We start from the raw sequence: 17,639 nt of genomic DNA, 5'->3' as shown, positions 1-17,639 counted from the left end.
CCATGGAATTTCCAAAGATGCTTTATCGTTCGGGCGAGAAGTTCGCCGACGCGGATGCGCTCAAGACTGGCCTGCATATCGGCACCGTCAAGACGCTGATCGCTTCTTCGGCAGATGCGCAGACCGAAGCGGAAGCCGATGGATGGGCCGAAGACCTTTCTTCGCTGATCCGCAAGAAGCCCGGTCCGAAGCCTAAGACCGAAGGGGCGGAGGCATAAATGTCGGCCACCGCGCTGGATATCATCAAGGGTGCGCTCAAGCGTATCAATGAGCTGGCCGCCGGCGAGACGCCGGACGACGACATGGCAATGGATGCACTGTACGTGCTCAACGATCTGCTTGACAGCCTGTCGAACGAGCATCTGGCGTGCTACAACCGCGTCGAGAATATCTTCAATCTGGTATCCGGCCAGAACATCTACACAGTCGGCAATCCGGTCGGCGGCACGTTCCTCGGCACCGTGGTTCAGGGCAGCAATGTAATTTCCGGTGTCACCGCAATCCCTGCCAATCTAGCGGTCGGCGGCAGCCTCAGCGGCTCTGGGATCGCCTCAGGTGCGACGGTGACAGCCATCGGCACGAATACCGTCACGATGTCCGCGAACGCCATCGCGACCTATTCCGTGCTGTTTCCGGTCACGTTCACGACGCCAGGCAATATCCCGATCCAGCGCCCGTTGCGCGTGCTCACCGGTTTCACGCGGCTGACGACGAGCGGGATTTCGCAGGTCGATTATCCGCTGCGCCCGATCTCGGTTGATCAGTGGAATGCCATCGGCCTGAAGAATCAGCCGGGTCCATGGCCGCGCGTCATGTATTACGACGCCGCGTGGCCGCTCGCGACGATGTACTTCTTCCCGAATCCGTCGCAGGGCGGCGAAGTGCATCTCTGGACCGACAATCTGTTCTCCGATTTCGTCAGCCTCAATACGCCCATTGAGTTGCCGCAGGGCTATGAACGCTTCCTGAAGGTCGCGCTCGCGATCGAGCTATGGCCGGAATACAAGGGGGAGAAGCCGGTGCCCGATAGCCTCGCTGGCCAGTATCGCGTCGCCAAGACGGCAGTCAAAAGCCTCAATTCGCAGATCCAGAGCGTGGCGACTTATGACAATGCGATTGCAGGCCGCGCGAAGAACGACGCCGGTTGGGTACTTCATGGCGGCTTCCTATGAGCCAGTTTCCCTTCGTTGGGCAAGCCTACGAAGCGCCGATGCTATTGCAGGACGCGGAAAAGTGCGTCAACTGGTATGTGGAAGTCAGCCAGAACGAAGGATCGAAAACGCCCAAGGCGCTGCTCGGCACGCCTGGGCTCCTGAACAATCTCACCATTGGAAGCGGCCCGATGCGCGGCGACTGGCCGCTACCCGGCGGCACGCAGGCGATTGTTGTATCCGGCAACGAAGTCTTCATGGTATCGATTGCGACCGCCGCGACCGCGACGAGTAACGCAGTCCTGAAGGCTACCCAGATCGGCACGCTGCTCACCTCAACAGGGCCGGTTGTCATCCGCGATAATGGTGCGGGCGGTATTGCCGTAATTGTCGATGGCGTGAATGGCTACGTCGTCAATATCGCCAAGCAGACCGTCATACAGATTGGCGATCCCGCCTGGCTTGGTGCGACGCGCATCGCTTTTATCGACGGCTGGCTCGTTTTCAACAAACCGAACTCGCAGACTTTTTATGTCGCACCACTCTACTGGAACGGCACGAGCGCGTTCGACGCCACCTATTTCGCGCTGAAGGATTCGAGCACCGACAACCTCGTGACGTTCATCGAGGATAAGCGCGAGCTGTGGCTAGTCGGTGAGCGCACAACTGAAGTGTGGTATGACGCCGGCTCGTCAGAAGGACAGAATTTCCCGTTCTCTCGACTTCAGGGCGTCACGATGCAGCGCGGTTGCTCGGCGGCTCAATCTATCGCGCGCGTGGGCGACAGCCTCGTATGGCTCGGCCAGAACGAGCAGGGGCAGAACGCCGTGATGCGCACGATTGGCTATGAGATTCAGGACGTATCGACGATCGCGGTGAATCATGCCATTGCGTCCTATCCCGTCATCAGCGACGCGATCGCCTACTCGTATCAGGAAGATGAGCATCTTTTCTACGTGCTCACGTTCCCGACTGCGGACGCGACATGGGTGTGGGACGCGACCACGCGCATGTGGCACGAGCGCCTGAGTTATGACCCGGTGGCCGGGCAATTCCATCGTCACCTATCGAACTGCCACATGCTGTTTGCTGGACTGAATCTTGTAGGCGACTACCAGACCGGCAACCTCTACCAGATGACCCGTTCGGTCTATACCGACAATGGCGCGCCGCTCGTGTGCTGGCGCCGCACGCAGCATGTATGGGATCAGGACGACCGCGAGCGCGTCTTCTATCAGCGCCTGCAGATCGAATTCACGCCAGGCGTGGGCCTCCAGAACGGACAGGGCAGAAATCCGGAAATCATGCTTCGCTGGTCCGACGATGGTGCGCAGACGTGGAGCAACGAACACTGGAAATCGATCGGTCCAGTTGGCAAGACGAAATGGCGCGCCATCTGGCGACGGATGGGCGCCGCACGTGATCGTGTCTATGAAGCGAAGTTCTCCGATCCGGTGCCGCGCGATGTCGTGGGCGCCACGCTGATCGCTAGCTGACATGGCGAACTTTCCGGCAGGCTTCCCGCTCGCGCGGGTGAATACCTGGATAGATGAGCATGGCCGGCCGAATCGCGATTTTCTGTATCTGATTCTCACATTGTGGCAGCGCACCGGTGGTGCTTCAGGCTCATCGAGCGGCGGCACGACGATCATTAGTTCAGCGCCCCCAGCTTTCCTCGGCGATGAAGAAGGGGTCGACGAATTCTTCATGATGCCGGGGCCGCCGGGCGCGAATGGTATCCCGGGCGCAATCGGACCCGCGCTGCTGTTCGATATTCCGGATGAACTCGAACCGATGTTGCGCGGCTTGCTAGCGCCTGGCGGATGGTTCGACGAAAAGGGAAGCGGCGGCACATACGGATTCGCCGCCGGCGTGGATTTCACTGCTGGCACCACGACGAGCCTTACGCTTTCGCAGCCCTATGGTTATCAGGCAAATCTGATCGTCGCTTTCGATGGCGCATTCCAGGGCGCAGACCAGTTCTCGCTCAGTGGCAAGACACTCACTTTCACTTCCGCAATCCCTGTGGGCACCACCAAGGTGTTCGTCAAGGGATTCCTGATGCCTCAGTAAGGACCTCTCATGGCTTCGAACAAGGTCGTCCGGTTCGGTCCGGTGGCTATCCCTACGTCTGCCGGAAATATCGTCAATCCGCCGACGTTGACAGGGGGAACTGGCCTCGCGGGCACGAACGCGAATACCTACGTGATCCTGCGCCATATCCGCATCGTCAATACCGGCGCCTCGGCGGCTTCTCCGTCGCTATTCATCGGGTCTAGTGGCGGCTCGACCGCGTCAAGCGCCTTTGCCTTCAACGGCACGAGTATTCCTGCATCGGGAAATCCGGGCAATTACCTCGACTGGTATGGCCTTGTGCGTCTCGATGTTGCCGACTTCCTGACTGGCGTTGGCTCTGCCGCTGGCCTCGTGTTCGAGGCTGAGGGCGAAATCGGTATCGTCTAACTGGAGAATTTCATGTCTGCTTCCGTTTTCCGTCAGGTCTCCGCGGCTACGACGAATCTTGCGCAGGTCAAGCCCTATGCTGGCAATCTCGCTGGCTACCTGATCCTCAATACAAACGCCGCCGCGCGCTACGTGAAGCTCTATGATTCGACGGACCAGCCGGTAGTCGGTACGACGGTCCCGAAACTCACGATCCAGATTCCGGCATCCAGCGAGGCCGTCCTGTCGCTCGCGATTCCCGCGAATTTCAGCCACACGATGTGGATGGCCACGACCGTCAATGCGGCGGATAGCGATGCGACTGTCGTGGGTGCTGGCGACCTCATCACGCAGCTGCTCGTCGAATGAAGATCGTTCCGAACGTCACCTTCTCGCAGCCTTCATTCGGTATGCGCACGAAGGTCGAATCGCTAGAGCGCGAGATTCAACGCCTGCCACAGATCGATTGTCCGGTGCGCCACTACTTCGCGCCCGGCATGGCCGCGCGTGAGATGACGATTCCGGCGGGCGTCGTGGTGACGGGTGCCGTGCACCGGCATGAGCATCTGTGCACGGTCAGCAAGGGGCGAATCATCGTCTCGACCGACGAGGGCATGAAGGAGCTCGTCGCGCCGTGCACGATCGTCTCAAAGCCGGGCGCCAAGCGCGTGGGCTACGCGGTCGAGGAAACGGTCTGGACCACCTATCACGCGACGGACGAAACCGATATCGACCGCCTCATCGAAGAGATTACGGAATCGACGAGCGCGGAACTGATGGGCGGTGAACAGAATGTCCAGATGCTCGCGCAACTGGATCGCGACGACTATGCGCGATTCCTCGCTGAATATGGCCTCACGCAGGAAACCGTCACGCGCCTCGTCGAAAACGAAGCGGACCAGATGCGCATGCCTGGATGGGTGCGCACGCTCGAACTACGGCCATCTCCGATTGAAGGCAATGGCCTGTTCTCGCTATTCGATTTCACGCCGGGCGATCTGCTGGAACCCGTTCGCCTCGATGACAGGCGCGCGCCGGCCGGGCGCTTCATGAACCATTCCGCGCATCCGAACTGCCGGTTCGTACCGATGCCGAATGGCGATCTGCTGGCCTATGCCATGGAACCCATTGCAAAGGATGAGGAAGTGACCGTCGATTACCGGCAGGCCATGCATGTCAATGGCGCCGGATTCCAGCCTGTCGGGGGTAAAGCATGAGTGCGGGACTTTCAGCTGCCGCGATCGGGGGCATTGCAGCGGGTGTGGGCGCCATCGGCGGCGCGGTCATCAGTTCGCAAGGTGCGCAGTCCGCTGCGAATACGCAGGCCAATGCGGCGAACAATGCAACGGCCGCGCAACTGCAGATGTTCAATACGACTCAGGGGAACCTGCAGCCGTATATGAGTTCCGGCAGCACGGCGCTTTCCACGTTGAATGGCCAGCTCGGCACGTTGAACACGCCGATGGCAATCCAGCCGTCGATCAGCAATACGAACTGGCAGCAGTACATGTCGCCGGCGTATAGCTTCCAGCTCGGCCAGGGACAGCAGGCGCTGCAGAATAGCCAGGCGGCAAGCGACGGCGTGCTTTCCGGTGCGGCCATGAAGGGGCTGATCGGCTACAACCAGCAGATGGCGGGCACCGCCTTCCAGAATGCCTTCAATGACTACCAGACGCAGTACGGAAACCAGTTCAATCAATATCAGACGCAGAATCAGAACATCTACAACCGCCTCTCTGGCCTCGCGAATCTTGGCGAAAACGCCGCGGCCAATGTCGGCCAGAATGCGACCCAGACCGGTGCTAATGTGGCCAATACGATCCAGTCGGCCGGTAATGCACAGGCGGCCGGCACGATCGGCACTGCGAATGCGATCTCGGGTGGCCTGAACAACGGTATGGGCTATCTCATGCTCAACGGCATGAGTAATGGAAATCTGTTCGGCTCGTCGGGTGGTGGCGATTATGGCGTGCCTGGCTGGACACCTTCGGGGAGCTAAAGCATGCCTATCGATCCGTCAATTCCGCTTCAGGCGCAGGTCGGCAGCCCCTTCACATCAATGGGGCAAATGCTTCAGCCGATGACTTCGCTGGCCTCGCTTGCGAATATCCAGCAGCAGAACCAGATGATGCAGGCCGAGACGCAGAACCTGCAGCAGAGCGCGCAACTCAATACGCAGCTCCAGGGCGAGCGTAATACGTTCAGCGCGGCAATGCAGGATCCGAATGCGCCGTTCAAGAACTCGGACGGCACGATCGATTACGGCAAGCTGCAGCAGTGGACTGCGACGAAAACACCCCTCGTTGGCAGTCAGTATGCCGACCAGATCATGGGCCTCGCGCAGCACGTGAATGCTTACAAGACGACGCTGAGCAACATGTCGGACAGCGATATGCAGCGTGTCAATGCCGTGGCGCACAGCTTCATGGGTCCGAACGGCCAGCCGATTACCGATCCTGGCAACATGATCAACCAGCTTTCGTCGCTCAAGCGCACGCTAAGCGGGCCCGGTTCTGGCTATGTCGATCAGGTGATTCAGGGCATCCAGACGAACGCCCAGAGTCCTCAGGGCCTGCAAACGGCGCTCGGGCAATTCGCGCGCGATACGACGCCGGCCACGGCCCAGACCCAGCAGCTTCAGGGCGCGACGCAGATGCTCAACAATGGCGCACAGACGGTTCCGGTTGCGTCCAATGGCGAGTATGGACAGGCTCCGGGTACGCTCACCGGCACGCCCGGCATTCCGAACCAGATCGGCCCGGGAGAGCGGCAACAGGTCGGCACGAACGCGCTTACCGGCGGCATGACGGTCACGAACCGCGACGCGAACGGCAATATCACTGGCGTGACGAACGCGCCCACACAGGGCATATACGTGCCGCAACCGGGCGATGCGCAGGCACTTCCCGTTCTGCAGGGCGAGCGCGACGCCGCGCGCCAGCAGTTCGCAGGCGCAGGCCTTCAGCACGAGAACAATCGAATCGTGCTCGACAACATCGATAATGTGGATGCAACCGGCCCGAGCGGTCAGGCCTTCCGCAATATCGCGAGTGCCTTCGGCTTCAATGCGGGCGATGCGAAGGATTCGGCCACGGCCTACGACATGGTTGGCAAGGGGCTGGAGCGCTCTGCATTGCAGGCCGCGCAGACCATGGGACCATCCACGAATGCAGGCCTTGAAGCGCAGATCAAGGCCAATGGCTCGCTTGCCTATACGCCGCAGGCCATCAAGCAGATCACGCGCCTGAATGATGCCATTACGTCCGGCACGCAGGCCTATCAGCCAGGACTCGAACGTGCGATCGCAGCGAATCCATCGGCGGGCGTGTTCGCCAAGCGCCAGTTTGATCAGCAGTGGGGCGCCAGTTTCGATCCGCGCATCTTCGAGATGTACAACGCGGCAAAGGGCGGCGACACCGCAACAGTCAGTTCGATAGTCAATAGCCTGGGCGGCAAGAATTCGGCACAGTTCAAGGCGCTCATGAACAAGGCGGCGAATCTGAACCAGTTGAGCAATGGGGGAGGCGTCCAGTAATGGATCTGCTCGATACGCTTCAGCAGGCGACCGGTACGACGCCTTCCGCGCAACCATCTGCTTCGCCCGGGGCAGCCGCGTTCGATCCGACGAAGTCCTATGGCACGCCCGCGGCGATGCTGAACAAACTGACGAATCAGGAGAGCAGCGGCGGCAAGAACCTTGTGAATCCGACGACCGGCGCGATGGGCCCGTACCAGTTCACGCCGGGCACGCTTGCGATGCTGCGCAACCAGGGCGTCAAGTTCGATCCATTCGATCCGGCGCAATCGCGTGCCGCGGCGGACTGGTATATCCAGAAGCTCAAGGCGCAAAACGGCGGCACATATCAGGGCGCATTGAAGGCCTATGGCGGCTTCCAGAACGCAGACCCGTCGCAGTACATCGACCATGTGATGAACGGCGTTCCGGGCTTCTCCGGCGGGCCTGCGCCTACCACACCGGGGCAGACTTCTTCAGGTCAACAGGCACCAGCTGATACCGGACCGCAATCGGATCTGCTCGCCACGCTCCAGACTGCCGCGCAGAACGCGCAGGCCGCTGCGACGCCCGCGGCAAAGGCAGCGCCGCTGCAGACCTCAGCGACCCATCAGAAGCTCAATCAGGGACTTGGCCTTGATCCAATCAGCAGCGCCGTCGATGCGGCGGCCGTACGCGGATTGAGTGGTCTAGCTGGCAGCGTGGCGGGGCTCGGCGCAGGCGCAGCAAAAGCCGTCACGACGATGGGCGATTTCAGCGCGGCCAATCAGGCGTGGGAGAACACCGCCGGAAAGGTCAGCAACGCGATTGAGGGTGCGCTGACGCCGGCTGGCAGCGCCGGCGCGCAGCAACTCGGGCAGGCTGTCGCCGATGTGCCGGGCCGCATTATCGGCGGCGCGGTCAATGCCGGTTCGAATGCAATCGGCAGCGGCGCGCAGGCGCTCGGTGCATCGCCGCAGACCGCACAGAAGATTTCGAATCTAGCCAAGTTCGGCGCGAATGCCGCACTCACGATCGGCGGCACGCGCGCGATGCTACGCGGCACGCCGGAACCGGCGCAGCCTGCGCCCGCGGCGGAATCGACTGCCGCCGGCGGCCCACAACCGGAAGCCGCGGCGCCGGCGGCTGGCATCTCTCCGGAAGCCGCCGCCAAGCCGCGCTACGTGGCCAATGGTGACGGCACCTTTACTCAGGTGTCGCCCGGCATGCAAACGCCGCCTGCCTCGCCGGATGCGGGTGTACCGATGGCCGCCGCGAATCTTCCTGCCGTCTCAGGCAAAGCAATCGATCTGTTTCCATCGCCCGACAAGTCGCCTACCGTCTCCGGTCCATTGCCTCAGGCTGATCAGGCCGCGCGGCTCGACGTGGTGCGCGCGCTCGGGCTCGATCGCGTGCGCGATTCGGTATTGAGCGGCGATCCGCAGCAGGCCGGCGTTGAATACCAGAATGCCAAGGTCAGCAGCCCGATTGGCGATGTGACGCGCGCAACGATCGCGGATGAGCAGAATGCGATTCGCAATTATGCCGATGGCGTGAACGACATGACCGGGCGCGATCCAATGCTCGATGCTGAGGGGGTGGGCACGAAGATTCTCGCGCCGCTCCAGAAAATGAGCGACTGGTTCGACAATCAGGCCGGCAATCTCTATCAGCAGGCGCGCGAGCAGGCCGGCAATGTGCCGCTCGCCGAGACGCCCGCGCTCACGAACCTGCTGGGTGATCTTGACCTGCGCGACCGCATGTCGGCATCTCCCGATCGTCAGGCGCTCTATAACGCTGTGCAGAATCGTTTCGCACGCTTCTCGGATCTCGCCGAGCAGACGCCAGCCGAACAGGGCGCCGCGCCGCGGACCATCGAGAACGCCGAGAACTTCCGCCAGTGGCTCAATGCAGTGGGACGCGACAATCCGCAATCCGGCCAGTTCATCAGCCAGGTCAAGCAGGCTCTCGATACCGACGTGGGCGCGGCCGGCGGCCAGGGTTTGTTCGATCAGGCGCGATCGATGTGGCAGCAGCGTCAGCAGATGCTTGCAGACCCGGGCCAGATTTCGAAGTTGCTTGGAGATCAGGACGGCACTGGCCTGAATCGCAATGTACCGATGGAAAAGGTGGGACAGCGCGTGGTCGGCATGGATGGCGCGAATTTCCGCAATCTGCTCGGCAGCCTGACGAAGATCGAACAGATGGCGCCGGAACTAGCGCCCGATGTTCAGGGCTCGCTCGCGGAGATTCGCGGGCAGGCCGCGCGCCAGCTCACGGACGCAGGCGGTAAGACTGAATACTGGAACGCCAACCAGTTTTCGAAGACCGCTCAGAGCATGGCGCCTAAACTCAAACTGATTTTCAACGGCAATGAGATGGGCGCGCTGCGCACCCTGAATGAGGCTGGGCGCATCATCCGGCAGCCGGGATCCTATCCGGGCGCAGCAGCGCAGCACATCAACATGTTACGCTCGGGAATCGCTACGGCGCTTCCCTATGCCGCGAATGCGGTGGGCCATGCGGTGGGCGGGACAGTCGGCGGATTCGCGGGGCAAATCGCCGGCAACCGTCTGTCGTCGCTTGCGCGCGCGGGTGGCGAATCGAAATCCGCCGCGGCGCTCGCGAAGCGCTATTCGAAGAACGTCAATCCATAACCCAGCCGCGCGCCCATGAATGGCGCGCAATATGCCATTCCACCGTTGCGCCGTCCTGCACGAGAAAGACGTGCTCCCGGTGTGCCTTTTCATAGTGGCAGCTAAGGATCTCTCCCCTTAGCTGCGAGCAGTTAATCCGCTTTGTTATCCAACCCAGATTCAGAGGGGCACCGGGGTGTGCGCCCTCCCATTTGCGTCTGTAGTAGGCCCTGATAAGGGCGAACAAAACAAGTAGCCCAATCCCAGTCATAGCTGCCCGCCTCCGTGCGGGCTTTTTCATTTTATGAGGTCGCAATGAGCGCACTGCTCTCGCCAACTCCGGTGATGCGGTTTTACGACAACAATAATAATCCACTCGCAGGAGGCCAACTTTACACCTATCAGGCCGGCACAACTACGCCAACCACGACCTATACGGACGCTACAGCTGGCACACCCAACAGTAACCCGATCATCCTCAATGCGCGCGGCGAAGCGCCTGTCTGGCTGAGCCCCGTCCAGGCATACAAATTCGTTCTTGAAGACGCGAATGGAAACACGATCTGGACTGCCGACCAGATCACGTCACCCGCCCCGGTTGCAGTAGGCAACATGACCGATGAGAAGGGTAGCGGCGGCCAGATTGGCTTCGTAAATGGTGTGGACTTCACGGCTGGCACATCGCTCACGCTCACCCTGTCGCAGAACTACGGATCATCGTCGAATCTCTGGGTGGCCTTTGATGCGGCCGAGCAGGGCGGCGATACATTCTCGCTGGGTGGCGCGAACAACGAGACGCTCACTTTCAATGCGCCGATTCCGGTCGGCACCCAGAAAGTCTATGTAAAGGGCGGAACATCGCTGTCAGTTGGCACCCCGGGTGCCGGCGCTGTAACGGATGCCTCCGTGGCGGCAGGAGCTGGAATCCAATCGAGCAAGCTCTCATACAACGAGGGAGGGGCTGGCGCGCTCACGCGCACGGTCCAGTCGCGCCTGCAGGACTTCGTGACCGTCAAGGACTTCGGCGCAACCGGAAACGGCTCTACGGACGATACAGCTGCCATTCAGGCAGCAATCACTGCAGTAGGCAATGCCGGGGGTGGCACCGTCTACTTCCCGCCCGGCACCTACAAGATCAGTTCGCTCACGGTTCCTACCACTGGCGTCTTCCTGCTCGGCGCGGGGAAAAACGCGACGAATCTCGCTCCCTCATCGCTCACAGCGACCTTTCTCACGTTCTCCGGTGCGCAGAGTCAGGGCATCTCCGGTATGAGCATCACCTGGAGTTCGGCGACGCCGCCGCTTGCTGGCGCTGCGATCTATGTAAATAACGTGCAGAACTTCACGCTGCGCGATGTTGAGATTTACGGCGCGCTCACCGCTCTGTCGATATATCAGGGAGCCACGCATTACTACGACAACCTGACGATATGGAATCTGGTGCCCACCAATGGAGTTGGCATCTATATCAATCAGGGTAATGACCGGTATTTCAAAAACATTCTGATCAACACGTCGCTTGGCAGCGGCAATCAGCCTTTCGCCGGCGTGCGCATCAATCATTCGGATGGCGAATGGTTCGATAGTTCGGACCTGCTTCAGTGCGGCATCGGCATGCTGATCGACCCGCAGGCCTCGACCGATCACGTGCAGTTCCTGTTCTGCACTCAGGTCGGCATGGACACATGCAGTGCGAATGGTCTGGTGATCGCGCCGAACAATGCGGTGGCCGAGGCCAACAGCCTTCATTTCATCGACTGCTGGACGGGCACGTGCACAAACGACGGCGTAGCGATCGGCGGTATCGGCGTCGTTGATGGCGTTCGCTTCATCGGCCATCGCAGCTATCACAATAACGCGATCGGATTTGATATCGGCCTCGGCACCGGTACTGTTACGCACATCTATCTGGCTGATTGCGCAGTAGCTGGTAACTCGCAAGCGTCCTATGGTGCCCATCCGGGTATCGCCATCGAAAGCGGCGTGAGTGGCTGGTCTGTCCAGGGCGGCATGGTCGGTGGCGGCGATGGCTTTCCGGTAAGCCAGTCGGTCGGCATTCTGGTGGTACCCGGTGCCTCTGACGCGTACAGCATTATCGGCGTGGACGTGCGCAACAATTCGGTCGCAGGCATTCAGGACAACGGCACCGGCACGCACAAATTCATTTCGAAGAACGTCGGATACAACCCGATCGCGGGTACCGGGATTACTGTCGGCGCCTCTCCCTTCGTATGGACGAACAACACTGGCGATACGGTCACGCTGATTACCGCCGGCGGCTCCGTAAGCAACATCACCATGGGCGGCCTGGCTGTCGCAACGTCCACAAATAACAGCGTTGCTGTGCCGCAGGGACAGGCTATTACCGTCACCTATAGCAGCACTCCAACGATGAGCTACTACGGCCACTAATAAATACGGGGAATCCATGGAAACAATTATGTCCTTCCTGCATACGCATCGCGACACTTTGAAGCCGATTGCGAGCTGGATACTTTCTGCTACAGGGTTCATTCTCAGCCCGGGTTTTCTTTCGGTCATCGCCTGCATCACGTCGATCATATATTCGGTGGTGCATACGTGGGCGACCCTGAAGAGGAAGAATTCATGAGCCGCGAAATCAAATGGCTAGACGAGCCGGAACCACACGATTATCAAGCCGCGCTATCGGTCCTCTCGCTTCCCTATTCGCTGGAGCATGCGGGCCTGCTAGTACATTCCCTGCGCGCCGCTCCAGTCGAGGAATGGAAGGCAAAGGACATCGTGCGCATGGCCGACGAGATCATCCTCGATCGCCATAACAGCCACGTGCAGCACAACTTCAAGAAGATTCGCGAAGGTAAGGCGCTCTCTCCGATCCTGCTCGTGCGCACAGAGCATGGCCTCTTGATCGCTGACGGCTTCCATCGCGCGTGCAGCGTCTATCTGTTCGATGAGGATCAGCCGGTAAAGGCGAAGATCGCCGGGGAGGGTGTGTGAGCAGCTTTGACGATGCATTCGACGCGCTGATCGGCAACGAGGGCGGCTACTCGAACAATCCGAAGGATCCCGGCGCCGAAACGATGTGGGGAATCACAGCCCGCGTCGCGCGCGCGAGCGGCTATACCGGGGCGATGCGCGATTTGCCACGCGACACGGCAAAGCAGATCGCGAAGCACTGGTATTGGGATCCTCTCAGGCTCGACATGTTCGATCCGCGCATCGCCTTCCAGATCTTCGATACGCACTACAACGGCGACGGCGGCCACATCACGATATGGATGCAGGGTGCGGCCGGCGCTATGGTCGACGGGATTCAAGGCCCCAAGACGATCACCGCGATTCAGACCACCGATCCGCTGCGCTTCATTCTTCGCTGGAATTCGCTGCGCCAGCGCTATCTGACGTCACTCAAGAATTGGTCGACGTTCGGAAAGGGCTGGGCAAATCGCATCGCCAATAACCTCTGGAAAGGAGCTGCCTGATGCTCACGATTGCTCTAGCTCTGGCCTCACTGGCCGGCCATCTCGCGCCGACCATCGCTGGATGGTTAGGCGGCTCCAAGGCGCAAGACGTCGCGACGCAAGTCGTCAATACCGCCATGACTCTTACTGGCCAACCAACTGGTGACGCGGCTCTGGCAGCTATTCAAGCCGACCCGAATCTGGCGATGCAGTGGCAAAAGGCCATGATCGATTCGCAGACTCAACTCGCGCAGATCTCTGGCGACGTCACGAAAGCTGAGCTTTCTGCCGACCAGGCGAATACAGCGGCGGTCAATCAGACCATGCAGACCGAAGCGAAAGCTGATCACTGGCCGACCTATAGCTGGCGCCCATTCGTCGGCTTCTGCTTCGGTGTGATGGGGTTGCTCTCAGGCGGTACGGTGGCGGCGGCATACATCGGCGTCATGTTCCTGCATTCGGATCCTGCTGTTCTCGCGCAGGTGCCGGGAATGCTCGGCGCCGAGGCGGCGGTAATGGCAACCATGGCGCCGGTGCTCGGCATTGCTAGCTACTTCCGCGGGAAGATGCAGGCCAATCCAGCGCTTCCGACCGACAACCGGGGGTGACCATGAGCAAGATCGAACAGTACCTCTGGAACTGGATCGTGTGGCTCGACGAAGGTCTCAACGTGGCGCGCGGCGGTGATGCGCACGAAACAGTTTCGAGTGTGATGGGCAAGACGTTGCAGAAGGGACCGAGTGCCCGCGGCTATCGCATCTCGTGCGTGCTGTGCAGGTTCCTCGACATCTTCCAGCAGGACCACTGCATCAAATCGATCATCCCTTACGTCGGCGCAGAAGCCGTCGTGCCTGACGCCGAACCGACCCTTCCCGGTAACAACGGAGCATGAAAATGAAAAAACTCTTCGGTGCGCTCCTCGCGCTTATCTCGGCTGCGGCCTTCGGCGCGACGACCGTGCCGGTGCAGCTGCTCAACCCGGCCGGCTCCAGCAGCGGTCAGACGATCGTCTCGACCGGCGCCTCTGCTGCGCCTGCGTGGGGCGGCGTCGGCGTCAATGGGATCGCGGCGATCGCAGCCAACACAGTGCTCGCGAACGCAACCGCCGCTTCGGCATCGCCCACGGCGTTCGCCATGCCGAGCTGCAGTTCGACCACCAGCGTGTTGCAGTGGACGAGCGGCACCGGATTCACATGCGATACGTCGCTGGTCGTCACCGGTCGCCTGGTTGGGATTCAGGTCTTCACCGCGAGCGGCACTTACACGCCTGACGCCGGCACGAATTCGGTGATCGTCTCTGTGCAGGCGCCCGGCGGCGGCAGCGGAGGCACGGTCACGACCGGCGCGAGCCAGAGTTCGACCAGCGGCGGCGGCACCGGCGGATCTTATGCGCAGGCAAAATTCACCTCGGGCTACTCTGGCGTGACCGTGACGATTGGCGCAGTGGGCGCGGCCGGTACGGGCGGCGCATCGGCGACAGCGGGCGGCGCAGGCGGCGCGACCTCATTTGGCTCCCTGATTTCCTGTCCGGGTGGCAATGGCGGTGCGGCAGGCATTATTCTCGGCGGCGCAGGGATTGTTAATACCGCTGGAGGCCCCGCTGCCTGCACCGTTACGGGTGCTACTCTGACGCTGAACAGCGTGGCGGGTGGCGCGGCGCCCATGGGAGTGTCGGTGGCCGCTGGTGCATCGGCGCCCGGGCCCGGTGGAAACAGTGCCATGGGCATTGGCGGTTATGGCGCTCCTGGCACAGCCGTTGGCGGTGCGCCCACTGGATATGGTGCGGGTGCCGGCGGCTCGAACAATCTAGCTTCCCAGACTGGCCAGGCAGGTAAGGCAGGGGGTGCCGCGATCATCATCATCTACGAATACCAGTAACTTGATGCCGGCTGCATGAGCGGCCTGCAGTCCCTCGTGATAGAGTCCCTTTCCGGCACGAAAGACGCGGTAAGGGATAAATCCGGGGGATATTTACATGACAGATGTGGGAAACACCAAGTCGGCGCTGGAGCGCATCCGCGAAGCTGGACTGAAGGGCGGATGGGAAGAGCGGCACGCGCTGCTATGGCGGCACGCTGAAGACATACGGCAGTATCTCTATTCGTTTGGCATCGTCGGGGAAGGCAGTTCGTTCATCCCGGCCTATGTCAATGACGCGCTCGCGCGCTTCTTCAATACCATCGACCTCATGGCTGGCAGCACGACCGGCCGCGTGCTTGAGATCGGTGCAAACCCTTACCTGTTCACGGTCCTGCTGAAGAAGTTCGCCGACTTCGATCTGACGCTGACGAACTTCTTTCACAAGTCGGTCTACGAGAAGGAAATCTCGCAGGGACGTCAGGTGGTGCGCAGCGATGCGTTCGACGAGGAGTATGTGTTCGACTACACGTCGCTCAACGTCGAATTGTCCGACTATCCATTCGAGCCATCATCCTTCGATAAGATCTTGTTCTGCGAAGTGCTCGAACACGTGATCGTCAACCCGCTGCAGATTGTCCCGAAGCTGCGCGAGATCCTCAAGCCCGGCGGCGAGCTGATCATCACGACGCCCAATGCCGTGCGCCTGATCAATTTCGCGCACATGCTGGCCGGGAAGAACTTCTTCGACCGCTATCATTCGGACAATGGCGTGTACGGGCGCCACAACCGTGAGTTCACACTTTCGGAGGTGGTGAAGCTGGTCGAGGGTGAGGGTTTCCGGATCAAGCTGGCGAAGACGCTGGACCGGTACAACTATGACCTGATCGACATGTACGTGGACAGCTACGACGAACAGGTCAAGCTTCCGTGGAAGGGCGCGGAGCTGCGCGCCAAGCTCGAAGCCATTGGCGGCAACATGGAAGACCGGGGCGACAACATTTACGTGGTTGCGGAGAAACTATGAACACGCACGAAATCGCCAAGAAGCTGAACAGCTATGCCGACCTGCTCACCCAGGAGGCGAGCCGTCTGCGCGCGCAGGCGCGGATGACGAAGAATTTTAGCGAGGACCCGGCTAAGCTGGAGGCGGAGGCGGTAGCGGTCCGGAAGATGGCGGCCGAGCTGCTGGAAAGCCTCATCCCGGCCGCTTCCAGTCAATCGCCGGCGTACGGCACCACGCACTGACGATCGCCCTGCTTTCTAATATTTTCCAGATCGGTGCTCTGGAAACCGCGTCACTGCGTGCCTGTTCTGTAGGCAAAATATTAGAAGCGATCATCGTGCAATCCATGACAGACAAGGGTTTGAGCACCGTTTTCATTTCTGATATGGATTCAGCCCGCTCTCTCAAGCGGGCTTTTTCTTTTCTGGCGCCTATTTGCACGGGCCGCCAGCCATGCTCGCCAGTCATTCCTTTACGAACACAAAGTCGCATTTGCGTGCGGTCGTGCGCGAGCCGCTGCCTGAGGTCGCGTCGAACTGCGCGCTGACTTCATACGAATAGGGTGCTTTCGTGTTGGCGTGCCCCGTCGCGTAAGGCGATGGGGCGGCCAAACCTTGGGCGACGAGCGTGGCAGACCCGTCGGGTTCGAGCTTGCCGTCCAGCGTGAGCCAACCGCCCGCATCTCGTTCGCCATGTTCGCCGTGCAGCACGTTTTGCTGGATCTCGGCGGGGAATTGATATCGGTAGCCCGATGTACCGTCGATGGCCTTGGGGCACGTGAGCGTCACGTTCCAGTCGCCGTCGAAGGTGCCTGCGGCGTGTGCCGCCGGTGTTCCCGCAAGACCAGCGCAGACGGCAATGCAGCGCACGGTCAACGTTAATTTACCTACCCGCATTGCGGCTCCCGGTGTCGAGTCATCTGGCACTATTGTGGCCGCAAATAGCGTGCCGGTATGGGCGCCGTCGCACAGTGTGCTTCGCGGCAGCACGGTGCCGGGTTCGGCATTTTGTCGGCGTGGCTGCGGTCCATTTGCGCAACTAACTGTCGAGGCCGGCCGCTGCGCCCAAATTTGCCCCGCGCAGCGCAAAAGAGTCCAACGATCGACGTGAATGGCACCCGTCTCCAGGGCGTGCGAAGCAAAAGCCCGAGTGCGCGTGCCGGGGCTCTTTCAGACGACTACTGCCCGTCGGCCATCCTTATGGCCGGGCGAGATTGCGCTTGAGCGCCACGCAGCCCGCATCCGTGAGCGGCTCGACCATCTGGATCCGCTCGTCGGGCTTGAAGTCGCTGATCCAGACCACGCGGCAACGTTGGCGCGAATCGGCTGGATCCGGCATCACCTGAAGCGTCGCGTGATGATGCTCGAAACGTCCGCCGCCCACGGTGTAGGCGAGGCGCATGTGCGCGTCGTCGACGCCGATCACGCGCTCCTCGATCACGGTGCCGTCGGCGAACGTCACCCATCGCACGTCGTTTTCCATGCGCGCATCGGTCAGCACGCCGGCGAACACACGGTCGACGTTGGCGGGGTCGCGCAGCGCGGCCCAGACGTCTTGCGCCGCGGCATCAACGGAAATGTCCCGGTAGACGGTAGCCATCGCACTTGCCTC

20 protein-coding genes are annotated in these 17,639 nt (G+C 60.9%); 18 read left to right on the top strand and 2 right to left on the bottom strand.

The window, feature by feature from the left end:
- Positions 1–2: 2 nt before the first annotated feature.
- The 18 genes from M3I54_RS22560 (at position 3) to M3I54_RS22475 (ending at position 16,270) form a co-directional block, all read left to right on the top strand.
- Positions 3–218: a hypothetical protein gene (locus tag M3I54_RS22560; protein ID WP_254339962.1), complete on the top strand. Its 216-nt coding sequence runs from the start codon at positions 3–5 to the stop codon at positions 216–218.
- Positions 219–1,172 carry a hypothetical protein gene (locus M3I54_RS22555; RefSeq protein WP_254339960.1) on the top strand — a complete coding sequence of 318 codons (954 nt, stop codon included), beginning with the start codon at positions 219–221 and terminating at the stop codon, positions 1,170–1,172.
- Complete coding sequence (locus M3I54_RS22550; RefSeq protein WP_254339958.1) at positions 1,169–2,647, top strand: hypothetical protein; 1,479 nt, start codon at positions 1,169–1,171, stop codon at positions 2,645–2,647. The genes M3I54_RS22555 and M3I54_RS22550 overlap by 4 nt, the downstream gene beginning before the upstream one ends.
- 1 nt (position 2,648) lies before the next feature.
- Complete coding sequence (locus M3I54_RS22545; RefSeq protein ID WP_254339956.1) at positions 2,649–3,224, top strand: hypothetical protein; 576 nt, start codon at positions 2,649–2,651, stop codon at positions 3,222–3,224.
- A 9-nt stretch (positions 3,225–3,233) separates the two neighbouring features.
- Positions 3,234–3,614, top strand: coding sequence for a hypothetical protein (locus M3I54_RS22540; protein WP_254339954.1), 381 nt, complete (start codon positions 3,234–3,236; stop codon positions 3,612–3,614).
- Positions 3,615–3,626: 12 nt separating this feature from the next.
- On the top strand, positions 3,627–3,962 hold the full coding sequence (locus M3I54_RS22535) for a hypothetical protein (protein WP_254339952.1): 336 nt from the start codon (positions 3,627–3,629) through the stop codon (positions 3,960–3,962).
- A complete protein-coding gene (locus M3I54_RS22530) occupies positions 3,959–4,810 on the top strand; it encodes an SET domain-containing protein-lysine N-methyltransferase (protein ID WP_254339950.1) in 852 nt (283 codons plus the stop codon). The genes M3I54_RS22535 and M3I54_RS22530 overlap by 4 nt, the downstream gene beginning before the upstream one ends.
- Positions 4,807–5,592, top strand: coding sequence for a hypothetical protein (locus M3I54_RS22525; protein ID WP_254339948.1), 786 nt, complete (start codon positions 4,807–4,809; stop codon positions 5,590–5,592). The genes M3I54_RS22530 and M3I54_RS22525 overlap by 4 nt, the downstream gene beginning before the upstream one ends.
- A gap of 3 nt (positions 5,593–5,595) precedes the next feature.
- A complete protein-coding gene (locus tag M3I54_RS22520) occupies positions 5,596–7,128 on the top strand; it encodes a hypothetical protein (RefSeq protein WP_254339945.1) in 1,533 nt (510 codons plus the stop codon).
- Entirely contained in the window at positions 7,128–9,743 is a 2,616-nt protein-coding gene (locus tag M3I54_RS22515; protein WP_254339943.1) for a transglycosylase SLT domain-containing protein, read from the top strand. Before M3I54_RS22520 ends, M3I54_RS22515 begins: the two co-directional genes overlap by 1 nt.
- Positions 9,744–10,037: 294 nt before the next feature.
- Positions 10,038–12,134 (top strand): glycoside hydrolase family 55 protein, encoded by a 2,097-nt coding sequence (locus tag M3I54_RS22510; protein WP_254339935.1) that lies wholly within the window; start codon positions 10,038–10,040, stop codon positions 12,132–12,134.
- Between the two features lie 195 nt (positions 12,135–12,329).
- Positions 12,330–12,701, top strand: a complete 372-nt coding sequence (locus tag M3I54_RS22505; RefSeq protein WP_254339933.1) for a hypothetical protein — start codon at positions 12,330–12,332, stop codon at positions 12,699–12,701.
- Positions 12,698–13,186: a glycoside hydrolase family 108 protein gene (locus tag M3I54_RS22500; RefSeq protein WP_254339931.1), complete on the top strand. Its 489-nt coding sequence runs from the start codon at positions 12,698–12,700 to the stop codon at positions 13,184–13,186. Before M3I54_RS22505 ends, M3I54_RS22500 begins: the two co-directional genes overlap by 4 nt.
- On the top strand, positions 13,186–13,773 hold the full coding sequence (locus tag M3I54_RS22495; RefSeq protein ID WP_254339929.1) for a hypothetical protein: 588 nt from the start codon (positions 13,186–13,188) through the stop codon (positions 13,771–13,773). The genes M3I54_RS22500 and M3I54_RS22495 overlap by 1 nt, the downstream gene beginning before the upstream one ends.
- 2 nt (positions 13,774–13,775) lie before the next feature.
- Entirely contained in the window at positions 13,776–14,057 is a 282-nt protein-coding gene (locus tag M3I54_RS22490; protein WP_254339927.1) for a hypothetical protein, read from the top strand.
- A 2-nt stretch (positions 14,058–14,059) separates the two neighbouring features.
- Positions 14,060–15,043 (top strand): hypothetical protein, encoded by a 984-nt coding sequence (locus M3I54_RS22485; protein ID WP_254339926.1) that lies wholly within the window; start codon positions 14,060–14,062, stop codon positions 15,041–15,043.
- Positions 15,044–15,140: 97 nt separating this feature from the next.
- On the top strand, positions 15,141–16,049 hold the full coding sequence (locus tag M3I54_RS22480; RefSeq protein ID WP_254339924.1) for a bifunctional 2-polyprenyl-6-hydroxyphenol methylase/3-demethylubiquinol 3-O-methyltransferase UbiG: 909 nt from the start codon (positions 15,141–15,143) through the stop codon (positions 16,047–16,049).
- The gene (locus tag M3I54_RS22475) at positions 16,046–16,270 is read left to right on the top strand and encodes a hypothetical protein (protein WP_254339923.1); all 225 of its coding nucleotides are present in this window, start codon (positions 16,046–16,048) and stop codon (positions 16,268–16,270) included. The genes M3I54_RS22480 and M3I54_RS22475 overlap by 4 nt, the downstream gene beginning before the upstream one ends.
- Positions 16,271–16,492: 222 nt before the next feature.
- Here the strand turns inward: M3I54_RS22475 and M3I54_RS22470 are convergent, their stop codons facing one another.
- A complete protein-coding gene (locus M3I54_RS22470) occupies positions 16,493–16,924 on the bottom strand; it encodes a hypothetical protein (RefSeq protein ID WP_254339921.1) in 432 nt (143 codons plus the stop codon).
- A gap of 301 nt (positions 16,925–17,225) precedes the next feature.
- Positions 17,226–17,627: an SRPBCC family protein gene (locus M3I54_RS22465; RefSeq protein ID WP_254339919.1), complete on the bottom strand. Its 402-nt coding sequence runs from the start codon at positions 17,625–17,627 to the stop codon at positions 17,226–17,228.
- Positions 17,628–17,639 lie beyond the last annotated feature (12 nt).

It is taken from the genome of Paraburkholderia sp. CNPSo 3274 (assembly GCF_024206475.1).
In the GTDB taxonomy this organism is placed as follows: Bacteria; Pseudomonadota; Gammaproteobacteria; order Burkholderiales; family Burkholderiaceae; genus Paraburkholderia.
This window is presented reverse-complemented; position numbering and strand designations above follow the sequence as displayed.

What these genes read in the sequence shown, in the direction of transcription:
- M3I54_RS22540 (WP_254339954.1), top strand. Translation starts at nt 3,234, where the DNA reads ATGGCTTCGAACAAGGTCGTCCGGTTCGGTCCGGTGGCTATCCCTACG.
- M3I54_RS22525 (WP_254339948.1), top strand. Translation starts at nt 4,807, where the DNA reads ATGAGTGCGGGACTTTCAGCTGCCGCGATCGGGGGCATTGCAGCGGGT.
- M3I54_RS22475 (WP_254339923.1), top strand. Translation starts at nt 16,046, where the DNA reads ATGAACACGCACGAAATCGCCAAGAAGCTGAACAGCTATGCCGACCTG.
- M3I54_RS22495 (WP_254339929.1), top strand. Translation starts at nt 13,186, where the DNA reads ATGCTCACGATTGCTCTAGCTCTGGCCTCACTGGCCGGCCATCTCGCG.
- M3I54_RS22505 (WP_254339933.1), top strand. Translation starts at nt 12,330, where the DNA reads ATGAGCCGCGAAATCAAATGGCTAGACGAGCCGGAACCACACGATTAT.
- M3I54_RS22560 (WP_254339962.1), top strand. Translation starts at nt 3, where the DNA reads ATGGAATTTCCAAAGATGCTTTATCGTTCGGGCGAGAAGTTCGCCGAC.
- M3I54_RS22510 (WP_254339935.1), top strand. Translation starts at nt 10,038, where the DNA reads ATGAGCGCACTGCTCTCGCCAACTCCGGTGATGCGGTTTTACGACAAC.
- M3I54_RS22465 (WP_254339919.1), bottom strand. Translation starts at nt 17,627, where the DNA reads ATGGCTACCGTCTACCGGGACATTTCCGTTGATGCCGCGGCGCAAGAC.
- M3I54_RS22480 (WP_254339924.1), top strand. Translation starts at nt 15,141, where the DNA reads ATGACAGATGTGGGAAACACCAAGTCGGCGCTGGAGCGCATCCGCGAA.
- M3I54_RS22485 (WP_254339926.1), top strand. Translation starts at nt 14,060, where the DNA reads ATGAAAAAACTCTTCGGTGCGCTCCTCGCGCTTATCTCGGCTGCGGCC.
- M3I54_RS22515 (WP_254339943.1), top strand. Translation starts at nt 7,128, where the DNA reads ATGGATCTGCTCGATACGCTTCAGCAGGCGACCGGTACGACGCCTTCC.
- M3I54_RS22530 (WP_254339950.1), top strand. Translation starts at nt 3,959, where the DNA reads ATGAAGATCGTTCCGAACGTCACCTTCTCGCAGCCTTCATTCGGTATG.
- M3I54_RS22535 (WP_254339952.1), top strand. Translation starts at nt 3,627, where the DNA reads ATGTCTGCTTCCGTTTTCCGTCAGGTCTCCGCGGCTACGACGAATCTT.
- M3I54_RS22545 (WP_254339956.1), top strand. Translation starts at nt 2,649, where the DNA reads ATGGCGAACTTTCCGGCAGGCTTCCCGCTCGCGCGGGTGAATACCTGG.
- M3I54_RS22470 (WP_254339921.1), bottom strand. Translation starts at nt 16,924, where the DNA reads ATGCGGGTAGGTAAATTAACGTTGACCGTGCGCTGCATTGCCGTCTGC.
- M3I54_RS22550 (WP_254339958.1), top strand. Translation starts at nt 1,169, where the DNA reads ATGAGCCAGTTTCCCTTCGTTGGGCAAGCCTACGAAGCGCCGATGCTA.
- M3I54_RS22490 (WP_254339927.1), top strand. Translation starts at nt 13,776, where the DNA reads ATGAGCAAGATCGAACAGTACCTCTGGAACTGGATCGTGTGGCTCGAC.
- M3I54_RS22520 (WP_254339945.1), top strand. Translation starts at nt 5,596, where the DNA reads ATGCCTATCGATCCGTCAATTCCGCTTCAGGCGCAGGTCGGCAGCCCC.
- M3I54_RS22555 (WP_254339960.1), top strand. Translation starts at nt 219, where the DNA reads ATGTCGGCCACCGCGCTGGATATCATCAAGGGTGCGCTCAAGCGTATC.